At 59.9% G+C, this 18906-nt stretch carries 14 protein-coding genes; 10 read left to right on the forward strand and 4 right to left on the reverse strand.

What is annotated here, in order from left to right; genetic code table 11:
• Window positions 1-22: 22 nt before the first annotated feature.
• Window positions 23-253 (reverse strand): hypothetical protein, encoded by a 231-nt coding sequence (locus ACIPZE_RS05335; protein ID WP_129394326.1) that lies wholly within the window; start codon window positions 251-253, stop codon window positions 23-25.
• 184 nt (window positions 254-437) lie between these two features.
• Between ACIPZE_RS05335 and ACIPZE_RS05340 the strand changes: the two genes are divergently transcribed.
• Window positions 438-995: an NADPH-dependent FMN reductase gene (locus ACIPZE_RS05340; protein WP_400771819.1), complete on the forward strand. Its 558-nt coding sequence runs from the start codon at window positions 438-440 to the stop codon at window positions 993-995.
• A 186-nt stretch (window positions 996-1181) separates the two neighbouring features.
• Entirely contained in the window at window positions 1182-2465 is a 1284-nt protein-coding gene (locus ACIPZE_RS05345; protein ID WP_283436156.1) for an arsenic transporter, read from the forward strand.
• 103 nt (window positions 2466-2568) lie between these two features.
• On the opposite strand, the gene ACIPZE_RS05350 is transcribed toward ACIPZE_RS05345, so the two are convergent.
• Complete coding sequence (locus tag ACIPZE_RS05350) at window positions 2569-3519, reverse strand: DUF1853 family protein (RefSeq protein ID WP_400771821.1); 951 nt, start codon at window positions 3517-3519, stop codon at window positions 2569-2571.
• Between the two features lie 115 nt (window positions 3520-3634).
• Here ACIPZE_RS05350 and ACIPZE_RS05355 point away from each other — a divergent pair, with 115 nt between their 5' ends.
• From ACIPZE_RS05355 to pepN, 6 genes are read left to right on the forward strand one after another with little or no spacing between them, the layout of a single operon-like run.
• Window positions 3635-4525 carry an NAD(+) kinase gene (locus ACIPZE_RS05355; protein WP_003224174.1) on the forward strand — a complete coding sequence of 297 codons (891 nt, stop codon included), beginning with the start codon at window positions 3635-3637 and terminating at the stop codon, window positions 4523-4525.
• Window positions 4525-5496, forward strand: coding sequence for a metallophosphoesterase (locus tag ACIPZE_RS05360; RefSeq protein ID WP_129394322.1), 972 nt, complete (start codon window positions 4525-4527; stop codon window positions 5494-5496). Before ACIPZE_RS05355 ends, ACIPZE_RS05360 begins: the two co-directional genes overlap by 1 nt.
• Window positions 5493-6362, forward strand: a complete 870-nt coding sequence (locus tag ACIPZE_RS05365; RefSeq protein ID WP_283436159.1) for a rhomboid family intramembrane serine protease — start codon at window positions 5493-5495, stop codon at window positions 6360-6362. Before ACIPZE_RS05360 ends, ACIPZE_RS05365 begins: the two co-directional genes overlap by 4 nt.
• A 34-nt stretch (window positions 6363-6396) precedes the next feature.
• Window positions 6397-6657 carry a YeaC family protein gene (locus ACIPZE_RS05370; RefSeq protein ID WP_007919229.1) on the forward strand — a complete coding sequence of 87 codons (261 nt, stop codon included), beginning with the start codon at window positions 6397-6399 and terminating at the stop codon, window positions 6655-6657.
• A complete protein-coding gene (locus tag ACIPZE_RS05375; protein WP_400771824.1) occupies window positions 6654-7484 on the forward strand; it encodes a DUF2797 domain-containing protein in 831 nt (276 codons plus the stop codon). Before ACIPZE_RS05370 ends, ACIPZE_RS05375 begins: the two co-directional genes overlap by 4 nt.
• A gap of 10 nt (window positions 7485-7494) precedes the next feature.
• Entirely contained in the window at window positions 7495-10152 is a 2658-nt protein-coding gene (gene pepN / locus ACIPZE_RS05380) for an aminopeptidase N (protein WP_400771826.1), read from the forward strand.
• A 283-nt stretch (window positions 10153-10435) separates the two neighbouring features.
• On the opposite strand, the gene katG is transcribed toward pepN, so the two are convergent.
• Entirely contained in the window at window positions 10436-12706 is a 2271-nt protein-coding gene (katG, locus tag ACIPZE_RS05385; protein ID WP_283436162.1) for a catalase/peroxidase HPI, read from the reverse strand.
• A gap of 336 nt (window positions 12707-13042) precedes the next feature.
• On the opposite strand from katG, the gene ACIPZE_RS05390 reads away from it, so the two are divergent.
• On the forward strand, window positions 13043-15079 hold the full coding sequence (locus ACIPZE_RS05390) for a TonB-dependent receptor (protein ID WP_400771827.1): 2037 nt from the start codon (window positions 13043-13045) through the stop codon (window positions 15077-15079).
• Window positions 15080-15194: 115 nt separating this feature from the next.
• Here the strand turns inward: ACIPZE_RS05390 and ACIPZE_RS05395 are convergent, their stop codons facing one another.
• Window positions 15195-17405 carry an LTA synthase family protein gene (locus ACIPZE_RS05395; RefSeq protein WP_400771829.1) on the reverse strand — a complete coding sequence of 737 codons (2211 nt, stop codon included), beginning with the start codon at window positions 17403-17405 and terminating at the stop codon, window positions 15195-15197.
• Between the two features lie 416 nt (window positions 17406-17821).
• On the opposite strand from ACIPZE_RS05395, the gene ACIPZE_RS05400 reads away from it, so the two are divergent.
• Window positions 17822-18841 carry a sterol desaturase family protein gene (locus ACIPZE_RS05400; protein WP_400771831.1) on the forward strand — a complete coding sequence of 340 codons (1020 nt, stop codon included), beginning with the start codon at window positions 17822-17824 and terminating at the stop codon, window positions 18839-18841.
• The last annotated feature ends 65 nt before the right edge of the window (window positions 18842-18906 follow it).

An 18906-nucleotide genomic window follows, 5' to 3' on the forward strand; every position in this document is an offset into this window, starting at 1 on the left:
GACTTCTGCTCATAACGCACGGTTATGAAGCGACGGTTGGCTCAGGTTCGCGCGTCAGGGTGATGCCTGACTGAACGAGTTCGAACGTTTGCTCATCGATCTTTCTGATGCGATCGCCGATGGCCAGTTTGTAAACGGGCTCCGAGCCGGTGATACCGTCTACCGACGGGTTGGATTCCTGGAACTCATGCACGGAATAAACGCGGCCTTCCGCATCTCTTGCATGGAACTGACCGACGAGTACTGCTGCCATCTGCTTAGAACCTCTGGAGATAAAACACTTGATTTCGGCTTGGTAGACCGTCATCGAGCGCTGTAAGTTTTCCTACAGGAAAAAAATAATCAGCACGCAGGAATTTCCCTCGCCTGCTGGTGGAATCGTCACCGGATCATCTATAACTACAGGCTCCCCCCCCACGGACAGTCGAGAGTCTTCCATGAGCAATGTCTACATCGTCGCCGTAGTAGTCGGTAGCCTGCGCAAAGCATCGATCAATCGCAAAGTCGCCCTGGCACTGGCGGAGCTGGCCCCGGCGAACCTCAAGCTGGAAATTGTCGAGATTGGCGACCTGCCACTTTATAACGAAGACATCGACGGTGATTCACCGCCGGCAGCCTACAGCACTTTCCGGCAAAAAGTGGGTTCATCCGACGCGGTGCTGTTTGTAACACCGGAGTACAACCGTTCGGTGCCGGCGCCATTGAAGAATGCCATCGACGTTGGCTCGCGGCCTTACGGTAAAAGCGTCTGGGGCGGCAAGCCTGGCGCGGTGATCAGCGTGTCGCCGGGCGCCATCGGTGGTTTCGGCGCGAACCAGCACCTGCGGCAGTCGTTCGTGTTTCTCAATGTGCCGTGCATGCAGCAGCCGGAGGCGTATCTGGGTGGCGCGGGCTCGGCGTTTGACGAGGCGGGCAAGTTGAGCGAGACGGTGAAACCTTTCCTGCAAAGCTTTATCAATGCTTACGGACAATTCGTCGAGCAACACAAAAAATAATTTCTCCCGATAACTCCTGTGGCGAGGGGATTTATCCCCGTTCGGCTGCGAAGCAGTCGCAAAACCTGCTAGCTCGGTATGACTGACGAACGCAGGGGGTCGCTTCGCAACCCAACGGGGATAAATCCCCTCGCCACAAGTAATCTATTCGCTCTCGAAAACTACTCTTGAACAAGGCTGTTGCGGATGCTTGCTGCGTCACTGATTTTCCTGCTGACCATCACCCTTGTCATCTGGCAGCCCAAAGGCCTCGGCGTCGGCTGGAGTGCAACGCTTGGCGCCGTACTCGCGCTGATCTTCGGCGTCGTCCACCTCAGCGACATCCCGCTGGTGTGGCAGATTATCTGGAACGCCACCGGCACTTTCGTTGCGCTGATCATCATCAGCCTGTTGCTCGACGAAGCCGGATTCTTCAACTGGGCTGCGCTGCATGTCGCGCGTTGGGGGCGCGGCAACGGCCGCAAGTTGTTCGCCTTCATGGTGCTGCTCGGCGCGCTGGTTTCAGCGTTGTTCGCCAATGACGGTGCGGCGCTGATCCTCACGCCGATCGTGATTTCGATGTTGCTGGCGCTGCGCTTTTCCCCGGCGGCGACGTTGGCATTCGTGATGGGCGCGGGATTCATTGCCGACACCGCGAGCCTGCCGCTGGTGGTGTCGAACCTGGTCAACATCGTTTCCGCAGACTTCTTCCACATCGGCTTCAACCGGTATGCGGCGGTGATGGTGCCGGTGAACGTCGTCAGCGTGGCGGCGACGCTGGGCATGTTGCTGTGGTTCTTTCGCCGTGACATTCCCAAGGCCTACGCCCCCGAACAGCTTGAGCATCCACAAACCGCGATCCACGACAAAGCCACGTTCTATGCCGGCTGGGCGGTGTTGGCGATCCTGTTGATCGGCTGTTTCGCGCTGGAACCGTTGGGCATTCCGATCAGTGCGATTTCCGCTGTGTGTGCCGCGTTATTGCTGGGCATCGCCGCGCGCGGCCACAAGATTTCCACACGCAAGGTGATGAAAGAAGCGCCGTGGCAGATCGTGATTTTCTCGTTGGGCATGTACCTGGTGGTCTACGGTCTGCGCAATGCCGGGCTGACCGGATATCTGGCCGGTTGGCTGGACGTTTTCGCCGGTCACGGTGTGTGGGGCGCGGCACTGGGCACCGGCGTGCTGACCGCGTTGCTGTCGTCGATCATGAATAACTTGCCGACGGTGCTGATCGGCTTGCTGTCGATTGATGCGAGCCAGGCGAGTGGGGTGGTCAAGGAGGCGATGATCTACGCCAACGTGATCGGCAGCGATCTGGGGCCGAAGATCACGCCGATTGGCAGTCTGGCGACGTTGCTGTGGCTGCATGTGCTGGAGCGCAAGGGGATTCATATTGGCTGGGGGTATTACTTCCGGGTCGGGATTGTGCTGACGGTGCCGGTGTTGTTGGTGACATTGGCGGCATTGGCTTTGCGGCTTTCACTCTAGACCGAGTCGGCCCCTTCGCGAGCAGGCTCACTCCTACAGGGAAACGCATTCCAATGTAGGAGTGAGCCTGCTCGCGATGGGGCTGGTAAGGCAATACAAAATCTCAGGGCTGGCCCGGGACATTCGGCCAAAGGTCCGAGACCAGAAACAAGCGCTCGGCCTCTTCCCATTCTCCCCGCGCATTCTCGGTCAGGCGCACCATCAGCTGTGCCGGGGCCAGCGGTTCCAAATCCTCCAGCCACATCCGCAGATGCTCTGAAGTCCAGGTCTGATCCGCCGGATAATGCGCCGGCGCCAGCCAGGCATGGCGGGGCAGCGGTTGCCAGCGCCCGGCCGGACGTTGCGCGACGAACGCTGGCCAGTCCTTCTGATGCAACCAGCTACCGCGCAAATGCTGCGGGTGCGCGCCGCCCGGCGATTGCGCCTGGCCGGGCCATGGATACAGCAGATAACCGCCCAGCCACAGTTGTGCGCTGAACACCTCGATATCCAGCGCCGCCAACACCTCGCGGCTTTCCGGGCGCGCCGATATCGGCAATTGATGCTCGGCCAGATGCGCCAGTTTACGGTCCAGTCGATCATGACAACCCGGCCCCAACCACTGCGCCGAATCACGACCATCACCCTCCTGCGGGCCGAGATAAAGTTTGATCGCCAGCTCCAGGTGATGCACGCCATCGCGATCACGCAGGAGCATGTCCAGCTCGCCAAGGGTGTGGCCCTCGCGACGGATCGGCAGATTGGCCGCAAGTAGTTCAATGCCCGGCGCATGCTGTACGGCGAACTGCCACAGCCGCTCGTAATACAGACCCAGACGCCGCGTGCGGGCCTGCGACAGCCAGTGCAGCAAGCCATAACTGTCACGATCGAGTTGACGCAGCCAGTGTTCCAGACGTTGAGGGTCAGCCACCCAATCGCTGCCGGCCAGCGGATGGCGCTGCGGCCACGGCGTGGTGGCGAGCATCGGCGGGGCGAGGATCACCCACGCCAGATCCCGCACTTCCGGATGGCGCAACTGGTGGGGCAACTGCAGCAAGTCAGGAAATAGGATCATCTTGCGAGCATAGCTGTAAACACGAGCACACCCTTGAGGCTGAAAGGATTTTGTCTAACCGGCGCTTTCGCCCATAATCGTCCTTTTCGCGTTTTCGATTGTCCGCAGAGGTCCCATGGAGCAATTTCGTAATATCGGCATCATCGGTCGCCTGGGCAGTTCCCAGGTGCTGGATACCGTCCGCCGACTGAAACGGTTTCTGCTCGATCGTCACCTGCATGTGATCCTCGAAGACACCATCGCCGAAGTCCTGCCGGGCCACGGCCTGCAAACCTCGTCGCGCAAGATGCTCGGTGAAGTCTGTGACATGGTCATCGTCGTTGGCGGTGACGGCAGCCTGCTCGGCGCTGCGCGAGCGCTGGCCAAACACAATATTCCGGTGCTGGGCATCAACCGTGGCAGCCTCGGTTTTCTGACAGACATTCGCCCGGACGAGCTGGAAGTCGAAGTCGCCAAGGTGCTCGACGGCCACTATCTGGTGGAAAACCGCTTCCTGCTGCAAGCCGAAGTTCGCCGCCACGCTGAGGCCATCGGCCAGGGCGATGCGCTCAACGACGTGGTCCTGCACCCCGGCAAATCGACACGAATGATCGAGTTCGAGCTGTACATCGACGGCCAGTTCGTCTGCAGCCAGAAGGCCGACGGCCTGATCGTCGCGACCCCGACCGGTTCCACCGCGTACGCGCTGTCTGCCGGCGGGCCGATCATGCATCCCAAGCTCGATGCCATTGTGATCGTGCCGATGTACCCCCATATGTTGTCGAGCAGGCCAATTGTGGTCGATGGCAACAGTGAGCTGAAAATCGTCGTGTCGAAAAACATGCAGATTTACCCGCAAGTCTCCTGCGATGGGCAGAACCATTTCACCTGCGCGCCGGGCGACACCATCACCGTCAGCAAGAAAGCGCAGAAGCTGCGCCTGATTCACCCACTCGATCACAACTACTACGAAGTCTGCCGCACCAAGCTCGGCTGGGGCAGCAAGCTGGGCGGTGGAGGCGACTGATGCTCGATCCCGCGCGCAGTTATGACCTGATTGGTGACGTGCACGGATGCGCCCTGACCCTCGAACACTTGCTTGACCGACTCGGTTATCACAAGCAGGGCGGGGTCTGGCGGCATCCATCGCGCATGGCCGTGTTCGTCGGCGACATCATCGACCGTGGCCCGCGCATCCGCGAGGCGCTGCACATCGTCCACGACATGGTCGAGGCCGGTCAGGCCTTGTGCATCATGGGCAACCACGAATTCAACGCCCTCGGTTGGAGCACGCCAGCACTACCGGGCAGCGGCAAGCAGTTCGTCCGTGAACACACGCCGCGTCATGCGCGCCTGCTGCATGAAACCCTGACCCAGTTCGAAGACCATCCTGGCGACTGGCACGATTTCCAGCGCTGGTTCTATGAGCTGCCGCTGTTTGTCGATGCCGGACGCTTCCGCGTCGTGCATGCCTGTTGGGATGCCGGCTTGATCGAACCGTTGCGCGCGCAATTTGCGAATGGCTGCATTGACGAACACTTTCTTCAGGCGTCCGCCGTGCCCGGCAGTTTCGCCTGCACCGTGTTCGATCGTCTGTTGCGCGGCACCGACATGCGCCTGCCGGATGGTTTGACCATGACCAGCGGCGATGGCCTGGTGCGCTCGTTCTTCCGCACCAAGTTCTGGGAAGACGACCCGAAAACCTACGGCGATATCGTCTTCCAGCCTGATGCACTGCCGGAACCGGTGGCGCAGAAGCCGCTGACCTCCAGCGAAAAAAACAATCTGCTGCGCTACGGCGTCGACGAACCCTTGTTGTTCGTCGGCCACTACTGGCGCAGCGGCAAACCGGCGCCGATCCGCCCGAACCTCGCGTGCCTGGATTACAGCGCGGTGCTCTACGGCAAACTCGTCGCCTATCGTCTGGATCAGGAAACACGTCTGGATCCGCATAAATTTGTCTGGGTCGATGTCGAGCGGCCGGAGGTGCTGCAATGAGTGCGGTAGCGGTATTGCGTCTGCCATTGGCGGTGGACTTGAGCGGTTTCGTCAAACTGCTGCAACGCATGCAGGTCCCGCATCGGGTCAGCGAAGAGGCCGGCGAACAGGTGTTGTGGGCGCCGGCGGAGATCAGCGAGGACGTGCGCTCCCTGTACGAACGCTTCCCCGCGGGCGACCCCGACCAGCAAATGGACATCCCCGTCGCACCAACCTTCAAGCGCCCGAGCTTCGCCGAACAGCTGAAACACGCCAAGGCCACCGGGTTCATTTTGCTGCTGTGCCTGATCGTTGGCGGCCTGACTTACCTCGGTGAAAACCTGCAAACCTTGCGCTGGCTGACCTTCCTCGATTTCCAGGTGGTCGGCGAGTACATCCATTTCACGCCATTGGCCGACAGCCTGGCGGCGGGGCAGTGGTGGCGTCTGGTCACGCCGATGCTGATTCACTTCGGCATCCTGCATCTGGCCATGAACGGCATGTGGTACTGGGAGCTGGGCCGGCGCATCGAGTCGCGTCAGGGCAGCATCAACCTGATCGGCCTGACGCTGTTGTTCAGCCTGGTGTCGAACTACGCGCAGTTTGCATGGAGCGGCGCGACCTTGTTCGGTGGTCTGTCCGGCGTACTTTACGGTTTGCTCGGGCATTGCTGGATCTTCCAGCTGCTGGCACCGAACCCGGCCTATCGCCTGCCGCGCGGCGTGCTGGTGATGATGCTGGTGTGGTTGCTGGTGTGCATGTCCGGGCTGATCTCGATGATCGGTTTCGGCGAAATCGCCAACGCCGCCCACGTCGGCGGGTTACTCATCGGATGCTTCACCGGTTTGTTGGGCGGTTTGTATAACCGCCGTAAACTGGCGGCCTGAAATTTTACTGTAGATAAAGAGCACGGAGACCCTGATGTCCTCTTTTAACGACATGATCAACAACATTACCCCGGACATCTACGAGAGCCTGAAACTGGCTGTCGAAATCGGCAAATGGTCCGACGGTGGCAAACTCACCGCCGAGCAGCGCGAGCTGTCGTTGCAGGCGATGATCGCCTGGGAAATCCAGAACCTGCCTGAAGACCAGCGCACCGGTTACATGGGCCCGCAGGAATGTGCATCGAAGTCGATCGAAGTGCCGAACATCCTGTTCAAGTCGGATGCCATCCATTGATCGAGATTGGCCGTGGTGCAATCAGCAAAATGTCGGCGCGCCTGGACGGGCCGAACGTGCAATATGCGTTTCGTCTGGATGACGTCGAGGTGCCGGTCAACCCGTTGATCGGCACCACGGTGCGTCTGGAATACCTCGGGGCGATCCACTGCACCCATTGCGGGCGCAAGACCAAAACCAGTTTCAGTCAGGGTTATTGCTACCCGTGCATGACCAAACTGGCGCAGTGCGACCTGTGCATCATGAGCCCGGAGCGCTGCCACTTTGATGCCGGCACTTGCCGCGATCCGCTGTGGGGCGAGCAGTTCTGCATGACCGACCACGTGGTTTACCTGGCCAATTCGTCGGGGATCAAGGTTGGCATCACCCGTGCTACGCAATTGCCGACGCGTTGGCTCGATCAGGGCGCCAGTCAGGCGTTGCCGATCGTGCGCGTGGCCACGCGGCAGCAGTCGGGTTTCGTCGAAGACCTGTTCCGCAGCCAGGTGGCGGACAAAACCAACTGGCGCGCATTGCTCAAGGGCGATGCCGTGGCGGTGGATCTGGCGCAGGTGCGCGAGCAGTTGTTCGACAGCTGCGCCGAAGGTTTGCTCGGTTTGCAGGAGCGATTCGGCCTACAGGCAATTCAGACAATTACCGATGTAGAACCGCTGGAGATCCGCTATCCAGTCGAGCAATACCCGGCCAAGATTGTCAGCTTCAACCTGGACAAGAACCCGATTGCCGAAGGCACGCTGCTGGGGATCAAGGGCCAGTACCTGATCTTCGACACCGGCGTGATCAACATTCGTAAATACACGGCTTACCAGCTCGCCGTGCATCAATAAGGACTTCAGCATGCGCACCGAACAACCGAAGATGATTTACCTGAAGGACTATCAGGCGCCCGAGTACCTGATCGACGAAACACACCTGACCTTCGAGTTGTTCGAGGATCACAGCCTGGTGCACGCGCAGTTGGTGATGCGCCGCAACCCGGCGCGTGGCCCGGGCCTGCCGCCGCTGGTACTCGATGGCCAGCAGCTGGAATTGCTCTCGGTGACCCTGGCCGATAAAGAGCTTGATGCCGCTGATTATCAATTGTCCGAGAACCACCTGACCCTGCAGCCGACCGCCGCAACCTTCACGGTCGACACCAGCGTCAAGATCCACCCGGAAACCAATACCGCGCTGGAAGGCCTGTACAAATCCGGCACGATGTTCTGCACCCAGTGCGAGGCCGAAGGTTTCCGCAAGATCACCTATTACCTCGACCGCCCGGACGTGATGAGCAAGTTCACCACCACCGTGGTCGCCGAACAGCACAGCTATCCGGTGTTGCTCTCCAACGGCAACCCGATTGCCTCGGGCCCGGGCGAAGACGGCCGGCACTGGGCGACGTGGGAAGATCCGTTCATGAAACCGGCGTACCTGTTTGCACTGGTGGCCGGTGATTTGTGGTGCGTTGAAGACACCTTCACCACCATGACTGAACGCAACGTCGCGCTGCGCATTTACGTCGAGCCGGAAAACATCGACAAGTGCCAGCACGCGATGACCAGCCTGAAGAAGTCGATGCGCTGGGACGAAGAGGTCTACGGTCGCGAGTACGATCTGGACATCTTCATGATCGTCGCCGTGAATGACTTCAACATGGGCGCGATGGAGAACAAGGGCCTCAACATCTTCAACTCCAGCGCCGTGCTCGCTCGCGCCGAAACCGCGACCGACGCCGCGCACCAGCGTGTCGAGGCGATCGTCGCTCACGAATACTTCCACAACTGGTCGGGCAACCGCGTGACCTGCCGCGACTGGTTCCAGTTGTCGCTGAAGGAAGGCTTCACGGTGTTCCGTGACTCCGGCTTCTCCGCCGACATGAACTCGGCCACGGTCAAGCGCATTCAGGACGTGGCTTATCTGCGTACCCATCAGTTCGCCGAAGATGCCGGGCCGATGGCCCACGCCGTGCGCCCGGACAGCTTCATCGAAATCTCCAACTTCTACACCCTGACCGTGTATGAGAAGGGTTCGGAAGTGGTCGGCATGATCCACACCTTGCTCGGCGCCGAAGGCTTCCGTAAGGGCAGCGATCTGTACTTCGAACGCCACGATGGTCAGGCAGTGACTTGCGATGACTTCATCAAGGCCATGGAAGATGCTAACGGCGTCGACCTGACCCAGTTCAAGCGCTGGTACAGTCAGGCCGGTACACCGCGTCTGGCGGTGAGCGAGTCTTATGATGCAGCGGCAAAAACCTACAGCCTGACCTTCCGCCAGAGCTGCCCGGAAACCCCGGACAAAGTTGAAAAACTGCCGTTCGTGATCCCGGTCGAACTCGGCCTGCTCGACAGCAAAGGCAACGAAATTGCCCTGCGTCTGGCTGGCGAAGCGTCGGCGCAAGGTACCACCCGCGTGATTTCGGTGACCGAAGCCGAGCAGACCTTCACTTTCGTCGACGTCGCTGAACAGCCGCTGCCATCGTTGCTGCGCGGCTTCTCGGCGCCGGTGAAACTGAGCTTCCCGTACAACCGCGATCAGTTGATGTTCCTGATGCAGCACGACAGCGACGGTTTCAACCGCTGGGATGCCGGGCAGCAACTGTCGGTACAAGTCCTGCAAGAACTGATCGGCCAGCAGCAGAAGGGCGAGAGTCTGAAGCTTGACCCGCGTCTGGTATCGGCGCTGCGCACGGTGCTGTCGGATGAGTCGCTGGATCAGGCAATGGTCGCGGAAATGCTTTCGCTGCCAGGTGAGGCGTACCTCACCGAAATCAGCGAAGTGGCTGACGTCGATGCGATCCATATCGCCCGTGAGTTCGCCCGCAAGCAACTGGCCGAAGGCTTGTTCGAGGCGCTGTGGCTGCGTTATCAGGCCAACCGTGACCTGTCGAAGAAAACCCCGTACGTCGCCGAAGCCGAGCATTTCGCCCGTCGCGCGCTGCAGAACATTGCGCTGTCGTACCTGATGCTCAGCGGCAAGCCGGAAGTGCTGGCAGCGGCGCTGGAGCAATTCGAAACGGCCGACAACATGACCGAGCGCCTGACTGCGCTGGCGGTGTTGGTCAATTCGCCGTTCGAAGAGCAGAAGGCGGCGGCGCTGGCGAGTTTCGCCGAACACTTCAAGGACAATCCGCTGGTCATGGATCAATGGTTCAGCGTGCAGGCTGGCAGCACTTTGCCCGGCGGTCTGGAACGCGTGAAAGCGTTGATGCAGCACCCGGCGTTCAACATCAAGAATCCGAACAAGGTGCGTGCGCTGGTCGGCGCGTTTGCCGGGCAGAACCTGATCAACTTCCACGCGGCAGATGGCTCCGGCTATCGCTTCCTCGCGGATCTGGTGATCGAGCTGAACGGCTTCAACCCGCAGATCGCCTCGCGCCAACTGGCGCCACTGACCCGCTGGCGCAAATACGACAGCGCCCGTCAGGCGTTGATGAAGGCTGAGCTGGAGCGGATTCGGGCGTCGGGGCAGTTGTCGAGTGATGTGTATGAGGTGGTGAGCAAGAGCCTGGCTTGATGGTGTGTTGAAGTCGGTGTTCCAGCTGTGGACCGGCCCTCACCCTAACCCTCTCCCAGTGGGAGAGGGGACTGACCGGGGTGGATGTTCGAGTTACACCGACCTGAAAGTCCGGAGTCGAACTCAGGTTTTGAACAGCACGAAGATCGGCTCCCTTTCCCCCTCGCCCCCTGGGGGAGAGGGCTGGGGTGAGGGGGTAAGATGTAAGCCTCACTACAAAGCCCAAGCCATATACATAAAAAACGCCGCATTAATCAATGCGGCGTTTTTTATTGACTAAAAGTTACTTCAGGTCGAAACGGTCCAGGTTGGTGACCTTCGTCCACGCAGCAACGAAGTCCTTAACAAACTGCTCCTTGGCATCCGCACTGGCATACACCTCGGCCAACGCCCTCAACTGCGCGTTGGAACCAAACACCAGATCAACCCGCGTCGCCGTCCACTTCACGCTGCCGGTTTTACGGTCGCGCCCCTCGAACTCATCCGCATCCCTCGAAGTTGGCTTCCACTCCACGCCCATGTCCAGAAGGTTGGTGAAGAAGTCATTGGTCAGCGCTTCAGTTTGCGAGGTGAACACGCCATGGCGGGTTTGCCCGACATTGGTGTTCAACACCCGCAAGCCACCCAGCAACACGGTCATCTCCGGCGCGGTGAGCGTCAGCAGTTGCGCCTTGTCGATCAACAGTGCTTCGGCCGAAACGGTGTATTTGCCTTTGCTGTAGTTGCGGAAACCATCGGCAATCGGTTCGAGGAAGCCAAAGGAATCAACGTCGGTTTGCTCTTGCGAGGCGTCCGTACGGCCCGGTGTGAACGGTACTGACACGGAATGGCCAGCGTTTTTCGCCGCCTGTTCGACTCCGGCATTACCTGCCAGCACGATCAGATCCGCCAACGAGACTTGCTTGCCGGCGGCGGCGCCATTGAACTCGTTCTGAACCCCCTCGAGCGTTTGCAGGACCTTGGCCAATTGTTCCGGCTGATTGGCTTGCCAGGAACGCTGTGGCTCCAGGCGCAGACGACCACCGTTGGCGCCACCGCGTTTGTCCGAACCACGGAACGTTGAAACCGCCGCCCACGCGGTCGAGACCAATTGCGCTACCGACAATCCAGAGGCGAGGATTTTGCTTTTCAGTGCTGCAGCGTCGTTGTTGTCGATCAGTGCATGCGTGACCTGGGGAATCGGGTCTTGCCACAGCAATTCTTCGTTGGGCAGTTCCGGGCCGAGGTAGCGCGACAACGGGCCCATGTCACGGTGAATGAGTTTGTACCAGGCGCGGGCAAAGGCATCGGCCAGTTGATCCGGATTAGCCAGGAAGCGCCGCGAAATCTGCTCGTACGCCGGATCGAAACGCAGCGCCAGGTCAGAGGTCAGCATGGTTGGCGACAGTTTCTTGCTCGGGTCGTGGGCGTGGGGGACGGTGCCGGCACCGCCGCCATTTTTCGGTATCCACTGATGCGCGCCGGCCGGGCTTTTGCTCAGCTCCCACTCGAAACCGAAGAGGTTTTCCAGGTAGTTGTTGCTCCAGCGGGTGGGCGTTGTAGTCCAGGTCACTTCGAGGCCGCTGGTGATGGTGTCGCCACCCTTGCCGGTACCAAAGGCGTTGCGCCAGCCCAGACCCTGTTCTTCAAGTCCGGCAGCTTCCGGCTCAGGCCCGACGTTGTCGGCGGGGCCGGCGCCGTGGGTTTTACCGAAGGCGTGGCCGCCAGCGATCAGTGCCACGGTTTCTTCATCGTTCATGGCCATGCGGCCGAAGGTTTCGCGGATGTCCAGCGCCGAGGCCACGGGATCCGGATTGCCTTCCGGGCCTTCAGGATTCACATAGATCAGGCCCATTTGCACCGCCGCGAGCGGGTTTTCCAGATTGCGTTCGCCCTGATCGGTGCGGCTTTCTTCCTTGCCGTGCAAATCCGGTTCAGCGACCAACGTGCCGTCGCCGGGTTCCTGCATGGCGGACTTGTCTTTGCCGTAGCGGCTGTCACCGCCCAGCCATTCATGTTCCGAACCCCAATAGACATCTTCGTCCGGCTCCCACACATCCGGCCGGCCGCCAGAGAAACCGAAAGTCTTGAAGCCCATCGATTCCAGCGCGACGTTTCCGGTGAGGACAATCAGGTCGGCCCAGGAAATGTTGCGACCGTATTTCTGTTTGATCGGCCACAGGAGACGGCGGGCCTTGTCGAGGCTGACGTTGTCCGGCCAGCTGTTTAGCGGAGCAAACCGTTGCTGGCCGGAACCGGCGCCACCGCGGCCGTCCGCGGTTCGATAGGTGCCGGCGCTGTGCCAGGCCATGCGGATGAAGAGGGGGCCGTAGTGGCCGAAGTCTGCTGGCCACCAGTCCTGAGAATCGGTCATCAACGCCGTGAGGTCTTGTTTCAGCGCTTGAAAATCGAGGCTTTTGAAGGCTTTGGCGTAGTCGAAATCCTTGCCCAGCGGATCGGACTTGGGCGAATGCTGGCTGAGGATTTTCAGGTTGAGTTGATTCGGCCACCAGTCACGGTTCGTCGTACCACCACCGGCGGCGTGGTTGAACGGGCATTTCGATTCGTTTGCCATGTTCGGGTCCTTATCAGGTCTGCTACGGCCGGCTCGTGCCGACTTCGGACTAGTAAGGCTAGACCCGACTTGGAGATGCAGCTAATAGGCCGACTATTGGGCGCCGATAGGTAAAGTCTTTTAGCGCTTTCACCGTGCGGTGCGGGTCTCGCCGCAGAACCGATGCCAGCCCGAAAGCCACGTCCTTGAGCAGCTGTTGTGATGAGTGAAGGAAGAAACGGGATGACAGAAAGAAATGTTATTGTATAACATTAAATCGGTTTCATTTTGTTTCTGCCGGCGTTATCTGCAAACGCTGGCAGCGATCTTCACTTTTCAGCTCATGGAAGTTCTGCAATGCCTGCCCGTTCCCACCCCCTGCAACGACGCCTGAATCCGTTGGCCGCCGCGCTGCTTTTTGCCGCGCCGGTGTTCGCCGCCGACGCCCTCGAACTGCAACCCCAGGTCATCACCGGCAATCCGCTTGGCAGCCAGACACTCGCCTCGCCCTCAACCGTGCTGGGCGGCGACGACCTGACGTTTCAACAAAAGGGCAGCCTCGGCGAAACCCTGAACAAGCAACCCGGCGTGTCGTCATCGTATTTCGGCCCGGGCGCGAGCCGGCCGATCATTCGCGGGCAGTACGGTGACCGCATTCGTATTCTGCGTAACGGTGTCGGCGCACTGGACGCCTCATCGCTGTCTTACGATCACGCCGTGCCGCTCGACCCGGTCAACGTCGAGCGCATTGAAATCGTGCGCGGCCCGGCAGCCTTGCTGTATGGCGGCAGCGCCATCGGCGGGGTGGTCAACACCTTTGATAATCGCATTCCGACCGAGGCCATCGACGGTATCCACGGTGCCGGCGAATTGCGTTATGGCGGTGCCGACACCACGCGCAGCAGCGCAGGCAAACTTGAGGCCGGCAACGGCGAATTCGCTTTGCACCTGGACGCCAGCGCCCGCGAATTCAATGATCTGAAGATCCCCGGATATGCGAAAACCGCTCGCGAACGTACAGACGACGACGGCGATTCGAAAAAACATCGCCTGGCCAACAGCGATGGGCGTCAGGACGGCGGTGCGGTGGGTGGCTCCTACACCTGGGATGATGGTTATGCCGGGCTGTCCTACAGCAATTACGATTCGAATTACGGCTCGCCGGCCGAAGACGATGTGCGTATTCGCATGCAACAGGAGCATTACGCTTTCGCGTCCGAGATGCGCAATCTCGACGGGCCGTTCAGTTCGATCAAGCTGGATGCCGGTTACACCGATTACCAGCACCGCGAAATCGAAGGCGGCGAGGTCGGCACGACGTTCAAGAACAAGGGCTACGAGGCGCGGATCGAGGCGCGGCACCAGCCGTTGGGGCCGTTCAATGGGGTGATCGGCGCGCAGGTCAGCCGCAGCGAATTCTCCGCGCTGGGCGAAGAAGCGTTTGTGCCGCAGACCGATACCGACGCCGGTGCACTGTTCATTCTTGAAGAGCTGCAAGCCACCGATCGATTGCTGTTCACCCTCGGTGGACGTCTGGAACACACCACGGTCGATCCCGACGCCAAAGGCAACGAGCGGTTTGCCAACGCTGAGCGCTCCAGCAGTTTCACCGCCGGCAGCTTGTCGTCTGGTGCGGTGTACACGCTGACGCCAATCTGGTCGGTGGCCGCGACGCTGGGCTACACCGAACGCGCACCGACGTTCTACGAGCTGTACGCCAACGGTGCCCACGTTGCGACCGGCACTTATGAAGTCGGTGATGCCGGACTGTCGAAAGAAAAAGCCGTGTCCAGCGACCTCGCGCTGCGATTCGACAACGGCACGCACAAGGGCAGCGTCGGCGTGTTCTACAGCCATTTCTCCAATTACATCGGCTTGCTCGGCACCGGCCGCACGTTGAATGACGAAGGTGAGGAGGACGCCAACGGCATCCCTGAATACACCTACTCCGGCGTACGTGCACGCTTCAGCGGTATCGAGGCGCAGGATCGCTGGACGCTTGGCGAAAATGCCTACGGCAAGTTTGCCCTGGAGCTGTCCGGCGACTACACCCGTGCGAAGAACCTCGACACCGGCGAAGACCTGCCACGCATCGCGCCGTTGCGCTTGAACAGCGGGTTGCTGTGGGAACTGGACAAATGGCAGGCGCGGATCGATGTCGAGCACGCCAGTTCACAGCATCGCGTGCCGGCCAATGAAAGCAGCACCGATGGCTACACCACGCTGGGCGCCAATCTCGGTTATCACTTCGACGTCGGCCAGAGCAAATGGCTGGCCTTCGTCAACGCCGAGAACCTGACCAATCAAACCGTGCGTTACGCCAGTTCGATCCTGCGCGACATTGCGCCGGCAGAAGGACGCAGCATCCAGGTCGGGTTGCGCACAACGTTCTGACCCCATCCCTGTAGGAGCTGCCGCAGGCTGCGATCTGTTGATCTTGTCTTTCTAAAAACAACATCAAAAGATCGCAGCCTGCGGCAGCTCCTACAGTTGATGATCAGATGGGTGATCAAGTGGATTGCGCGGTGTCGTCGTCCGGCACGTCGTCGAGCATGTCCTCTTGCCCCGGCAGTTCAGTGATCACGCTGAAGTCCGTGACCTCGACGGCGCCCAAGCCGTAACCCAGTAAATGAAAGGAAAACGCTTTGCGCTCTTGCGGGTTGTCGAAGCTGAAATTCATTTGCAGCGGCTGGTCGGCAGTTGCCACCATTTCTGCTGGCAGACCGATCTGCACGTCCTGTTCAAACTCCTTGGCCTTGAGTTGAATGTATGCCGCCTGCTGCGGATCAACCGAACGCACGGTCAGGCGCACGCGGGTGTGCGAGCCCTTGGGCATTTCCAGATACTGCGCGCCGATCAGGTTGTCGGCCCAGTCATCCTTGATCTGCGCTTGCAGCGGGATGACGTTGGTGCTGCCGAACTGATAGCGATGATTGAGCGGTGTGCGCAGCAACGACAGGTCCAGCGCGTTGGCGCGAGCGGCAATCTGCCGGGCGGGGTGACCGCTGTAGGTGCCTTTGTACGTGGCGTTTTCAGCGATGAAGCCGGCGCTTTGGTAATAACGACAGCGGCGCGGCATGTCGCATTCGGAAAAGATTCCCTGGCCATTGTGGTAGCGCAGTTTGCCGTTGGTGAACGACATGATCTCGCGCCCGGTATCGTAGTCGCGGAATAACGAGCGACCGCTCAGCGCGGAAGGCACCGGCAGGTCGAAATAATCGAGGATCGAAGTGCTCAGATCAACGTGGCCATACACGCCTTTGTTCAGCCGTGGCAGCTGTTCGTGCTCCGGCGCCAGCGTCAGATTGAAACCCCACGACGAGGCCAGTCGCACGCCGTCGATGCCGTGGGATTCATCCGAAGTGATCACCACCAGCGTGTCTTTCAACACGCCTTGGCGTTCCAGCCCGCTGAGGAATTGCTCCAGCGCATCGTCGAGATAACCGACGGCGGCTTGCTTGGGCGTTTCATAGCGCTGCAGATAGTCTTCCGGTGCGGAGTAGGGCTGGTGAGTGCCGACGGTCAACAGCGTCAGCATCCACGGTTGTTTTTGCTTTTTCAGTTGGCCGACATAATCCAGCGCACCCTCGAAAAACGCCTTGTCATCCTTGCCCCACGGGAATTCCAGATAGTTGCTGTTGGTGAACCATTCCAGGCCATGGGTCGCATCGAAACCAATGTGCGGCATGATCTTGTCTTTGGCCATGAAGCGCAGGCCGGCACCTTGCAGGTAGTGTGTACTGAAGCCGTGTTCGCGCAGTTGCGCCGGCAGACAAGCCTGATTGCGTTCGTTAAGGGTGAGCATCTCCACACCTTTCGGCGTGCCGTTGTTGAGCTTGTCGTAATCGCCGCAGAGCATCGCGTACAGACCGCGAATGGTCTGGTGCGTGTGCAGCACGTAATCCGGAGTGTTCATGCCGCGCTCGGCCCAGCGACTGAGGTTGGGCATCAGGTCTTCCTGATAATGGCTGCCGATGGCTTCGCGGTTGGCGCGGATGTAGGCACCGGGAATGCCTTCCAGGGCGATGATCAAGACGTTGCGCGCCTGACCCGGCGCGGCCAGCAGTTTTTGCCCGTTGAGATCGACGTCAGTCAGCCCGGACATGGCCGGCGCCGGTTCTTCGACATCGCCGTCCAGCCATTCCTCGGCGCGGATCTGCAGGTCCGCGACCTCGCTGGCCATCAGTTGATGCGGCAGGTTGTAGGCACGCCATGGATCAGCCTCGCTCGGCCACAGGTTCTGCACTGCCCAATGTGCGGCGAACAGCACCAACGGCGCACTCCAGACCACGCGGGGCAGGGCTGGGCGCGATGTACCACGTGCGGTGAATTGCGTCAGCAGCCAGAGCAGCAGGGCCAGCAGCAGGGTGATGGCCAACGCCGGATGCGCGAGGCCACCGCCGGTGGAGTTTTCGACGAATTGCGGGTCGATCAGGTAATGAATGTCCGAAGGCGTTGGAAGCCGGCCGACGGCGCTGACCAGTTCGGCGGTCGCCACTGCCAGCAGGCCGCAGAACAGCAGCAGCGGCAGCGCCAGCCACCACGCCCGGCGATGCAACAGCACGACCAGCAGGCTGCCGATGGCCAGATCCGACAAATAACCCAACGGGGTCGACCAGCCCAGCGCCGCGCGCAGGCACAGCGGCACGATCAGCGTGAGAAAGATCAGCGAAAAGAGGCGGGCAGAGGGCTGCCGTAACCGGTTAAAAAGAGCGCTCACAAAAAAAGACCTTCCAGCCATTAAAACGTCATAAAAGTGTGCGCGATGATACCAAGGGTGAGCTGTCTGATCGCCCTTTTAAACGCTCAACTGATGCGCCTATGCAGCGGCTTGCGACACCGATGAGATACCTGTAACCCCAGCCAGCCCTCGCGTCGGCGGGTAATCAGCGATATTGCCGACGGCGGATTTATTGTTTCAGGCTGTTTAGCCGGCACCGGATCCCTGTAGGAGTTGCGGCACGCTGCGATCTTTAGATCCTGATTTTTTAAAAAACACGTTCAAAAGATCGCAGCCTCGTTGCACTCGGTAGCGCCTACAGGGGATTGGTGTTGAACGGGCCTTTGATCTGTTAAAGCTGCATTTGCGAAACGCTGCGATTTACAATGGCCGACCTCTGATGGAGATCAGCCTTCGTGGATGTTCTCGAACAACTCTATGTGCACCTTGATCGGTGGATCATTGCCCCGGTCAGCGGGCAGTTCGTCGGTCTGTTTGATCTGAATGGGCGCCTCGGCGTGGGGTTTATCGTCGCGTCCTACTGCGTCGCCTACGTGCTGTTTCGCCATCGTAAATCCCCGCACCTCACGGCAGCGCCGTCGTTCTGGCAATTCATCGGCGGCAGCCGCGTGTTCGGGCATCGCTCGGCGTGGCTGGATTATCGCTATTACTTCATCAAGGCCATTCTCAAAGTCATCTGGGTGCTGCCGATCGTCGCGCTGGTCGATCCGTGGATCCTGCGTTCCGGCGACTATCAGCAGTTTTTCAGCCATCTGTGGGGCGCGCGCGAACAAGTGCCGAATCACCCCTTCATCGCACTGTTCTACGGCGTCGGCGTATTTCTGCTCAAGGACTTCCTGCATTACTGGATTCATCGCGCCTTTCATTCGCGCTACCTGTGGGAGTTTCACAAGGTGCATCATTCGGCGCCGGTGCTGGTGCCCGCCACGGCGAGCCGCATTCATATTGTCGAAACCCTGGTCGAGCGGTTGGTGATGACCGCCGGCATCGCTGCGTTTGCCGGAGCGGTCTGGTATCTCTGCGGTGGGGAAGTCAGTGGCGACACCTTGTTTGGCGTGACCTTGCTGGTGCTGATCCTCAATAGCCTCGCGTCGAACCTGCGCCACAGTCATGTCTGGCTGTCGTTCGGCCCGGCGATCGAACATGTGCTGAACAGCCCGGCGCAGCACCAGATCCATCACAGTGACGCCGTGCGCCACCGCAACAGGAACTTCGCCACCAATCTGTCGGTGTGGGACTGGTTGTTCGGCACGTTATACGTCACCACCTCAACGCCGGAGCCGTTGCGCTTCGGCACCGGTGAGGCGGATCGCGAACGCTACCTGACGCTGTACAGCCTGATCGTCATGCCCTTTGTCGATACCGCACGACGCTTTCTGCCCGCCAAACAGCCGCGTGCTATCGATATGCAATAAAGGTATTTAATGTAAGTTTTTTATAGCGATACAGTCCGGCCTTTCAGCAAATCACTTCCCTGCTG

The organism is Pseudomonas sp. NPDC089741 (assembly GCF_044748825.1).
Lineage (GTDB): Bacteria > Pseudomonadota > Gammaproteobacteria > Pseudomonadales > Pseudomonadaceae > Aquipseudomonas > Aquipseudomonas helmanticensis.

Excerpts from the sequence above, each read along its gene's own strand:
- ACIPZE_RS05335 (WP_129394326.1), bottom strand. The coding sequence starts at position 253 with ATGGCAGCAGTACTCGTCGGTCAGTTCCATGCAAGAGATGCGGAAGGC.
- ACIPZE_RS05340 (WP_400771819.1), top strand. The coding sequence starts at position 438 with ATGAGCAATGTCTACATCGTCGCCGTAGTAGTCGGTAGCCTGCGCAAA.
- ACIPZE_RS05345 (WP_283436156.1), top strand. The coding sequence starts at position 1,182 with ATGCTTGCTGCGTCACTGATTTTCCTGCTGACCATCACCCTTGTCATC.
- ACIPZE_RS05350 (WP_400771821.1), bottom strand. The coding sequence starts at position 3,519 with ATGATCCTATTTCCTGACTTGCTGCAGTTGCCCCACCAGTTGCGCCAT.
- ACIPZE_RS05355 (WP_003224174.1), top strand. The coding sequence starts at position 3,635 with ATGGAGCAATTTCGTAATATCGGCATCATCGGTCGCCTGGGCAGTTCC.
- ACIPZE_RS05360 (WP_129394322.1), top strand. The coding sequence starts at position 4,525 with ATGCTCGATCCCGCGCGCAGTTATGACCTGATTGGTGACGTGCACGGA.
- ACIPZE_RS05365 (WP_283436159.1), top strand. The coding sequence starts at position 5,493 with ATGAGTGCGGTAGCGGTATTGCGTCTGCCATTGGCGGTGGACTTGAGC.
- ACIPZE_RS05370 (WP_007919229.1), top strand. The coding sequence starts at position 6,397 with ATGTCCTCTTTTAACGACATGATCAACAACATTACCCCGGACATCTAC.
- pepN (WP_400771826.1), top strand. The coding sequence starts at position 7,495 with ATGCGCACCGAACAACCGAAGATGATTTACCTGAAGGACTATCAGGCG.
- katG (WP_283436162.1), bottom strand. The coding sequence starts at position 12,706 with ATGGCAAACGAATCGAAATGCCCGTTCAACCACGCCGCCGGTGGTGGT.
- ACIPZE_RS05390 (WP_400771827.1), top strand. The coding sequence starts at position 13,043 with ATGCCTGCCCGTTCCCACCCCCTGCAACGACGCCTGAATCCGTTGGCC.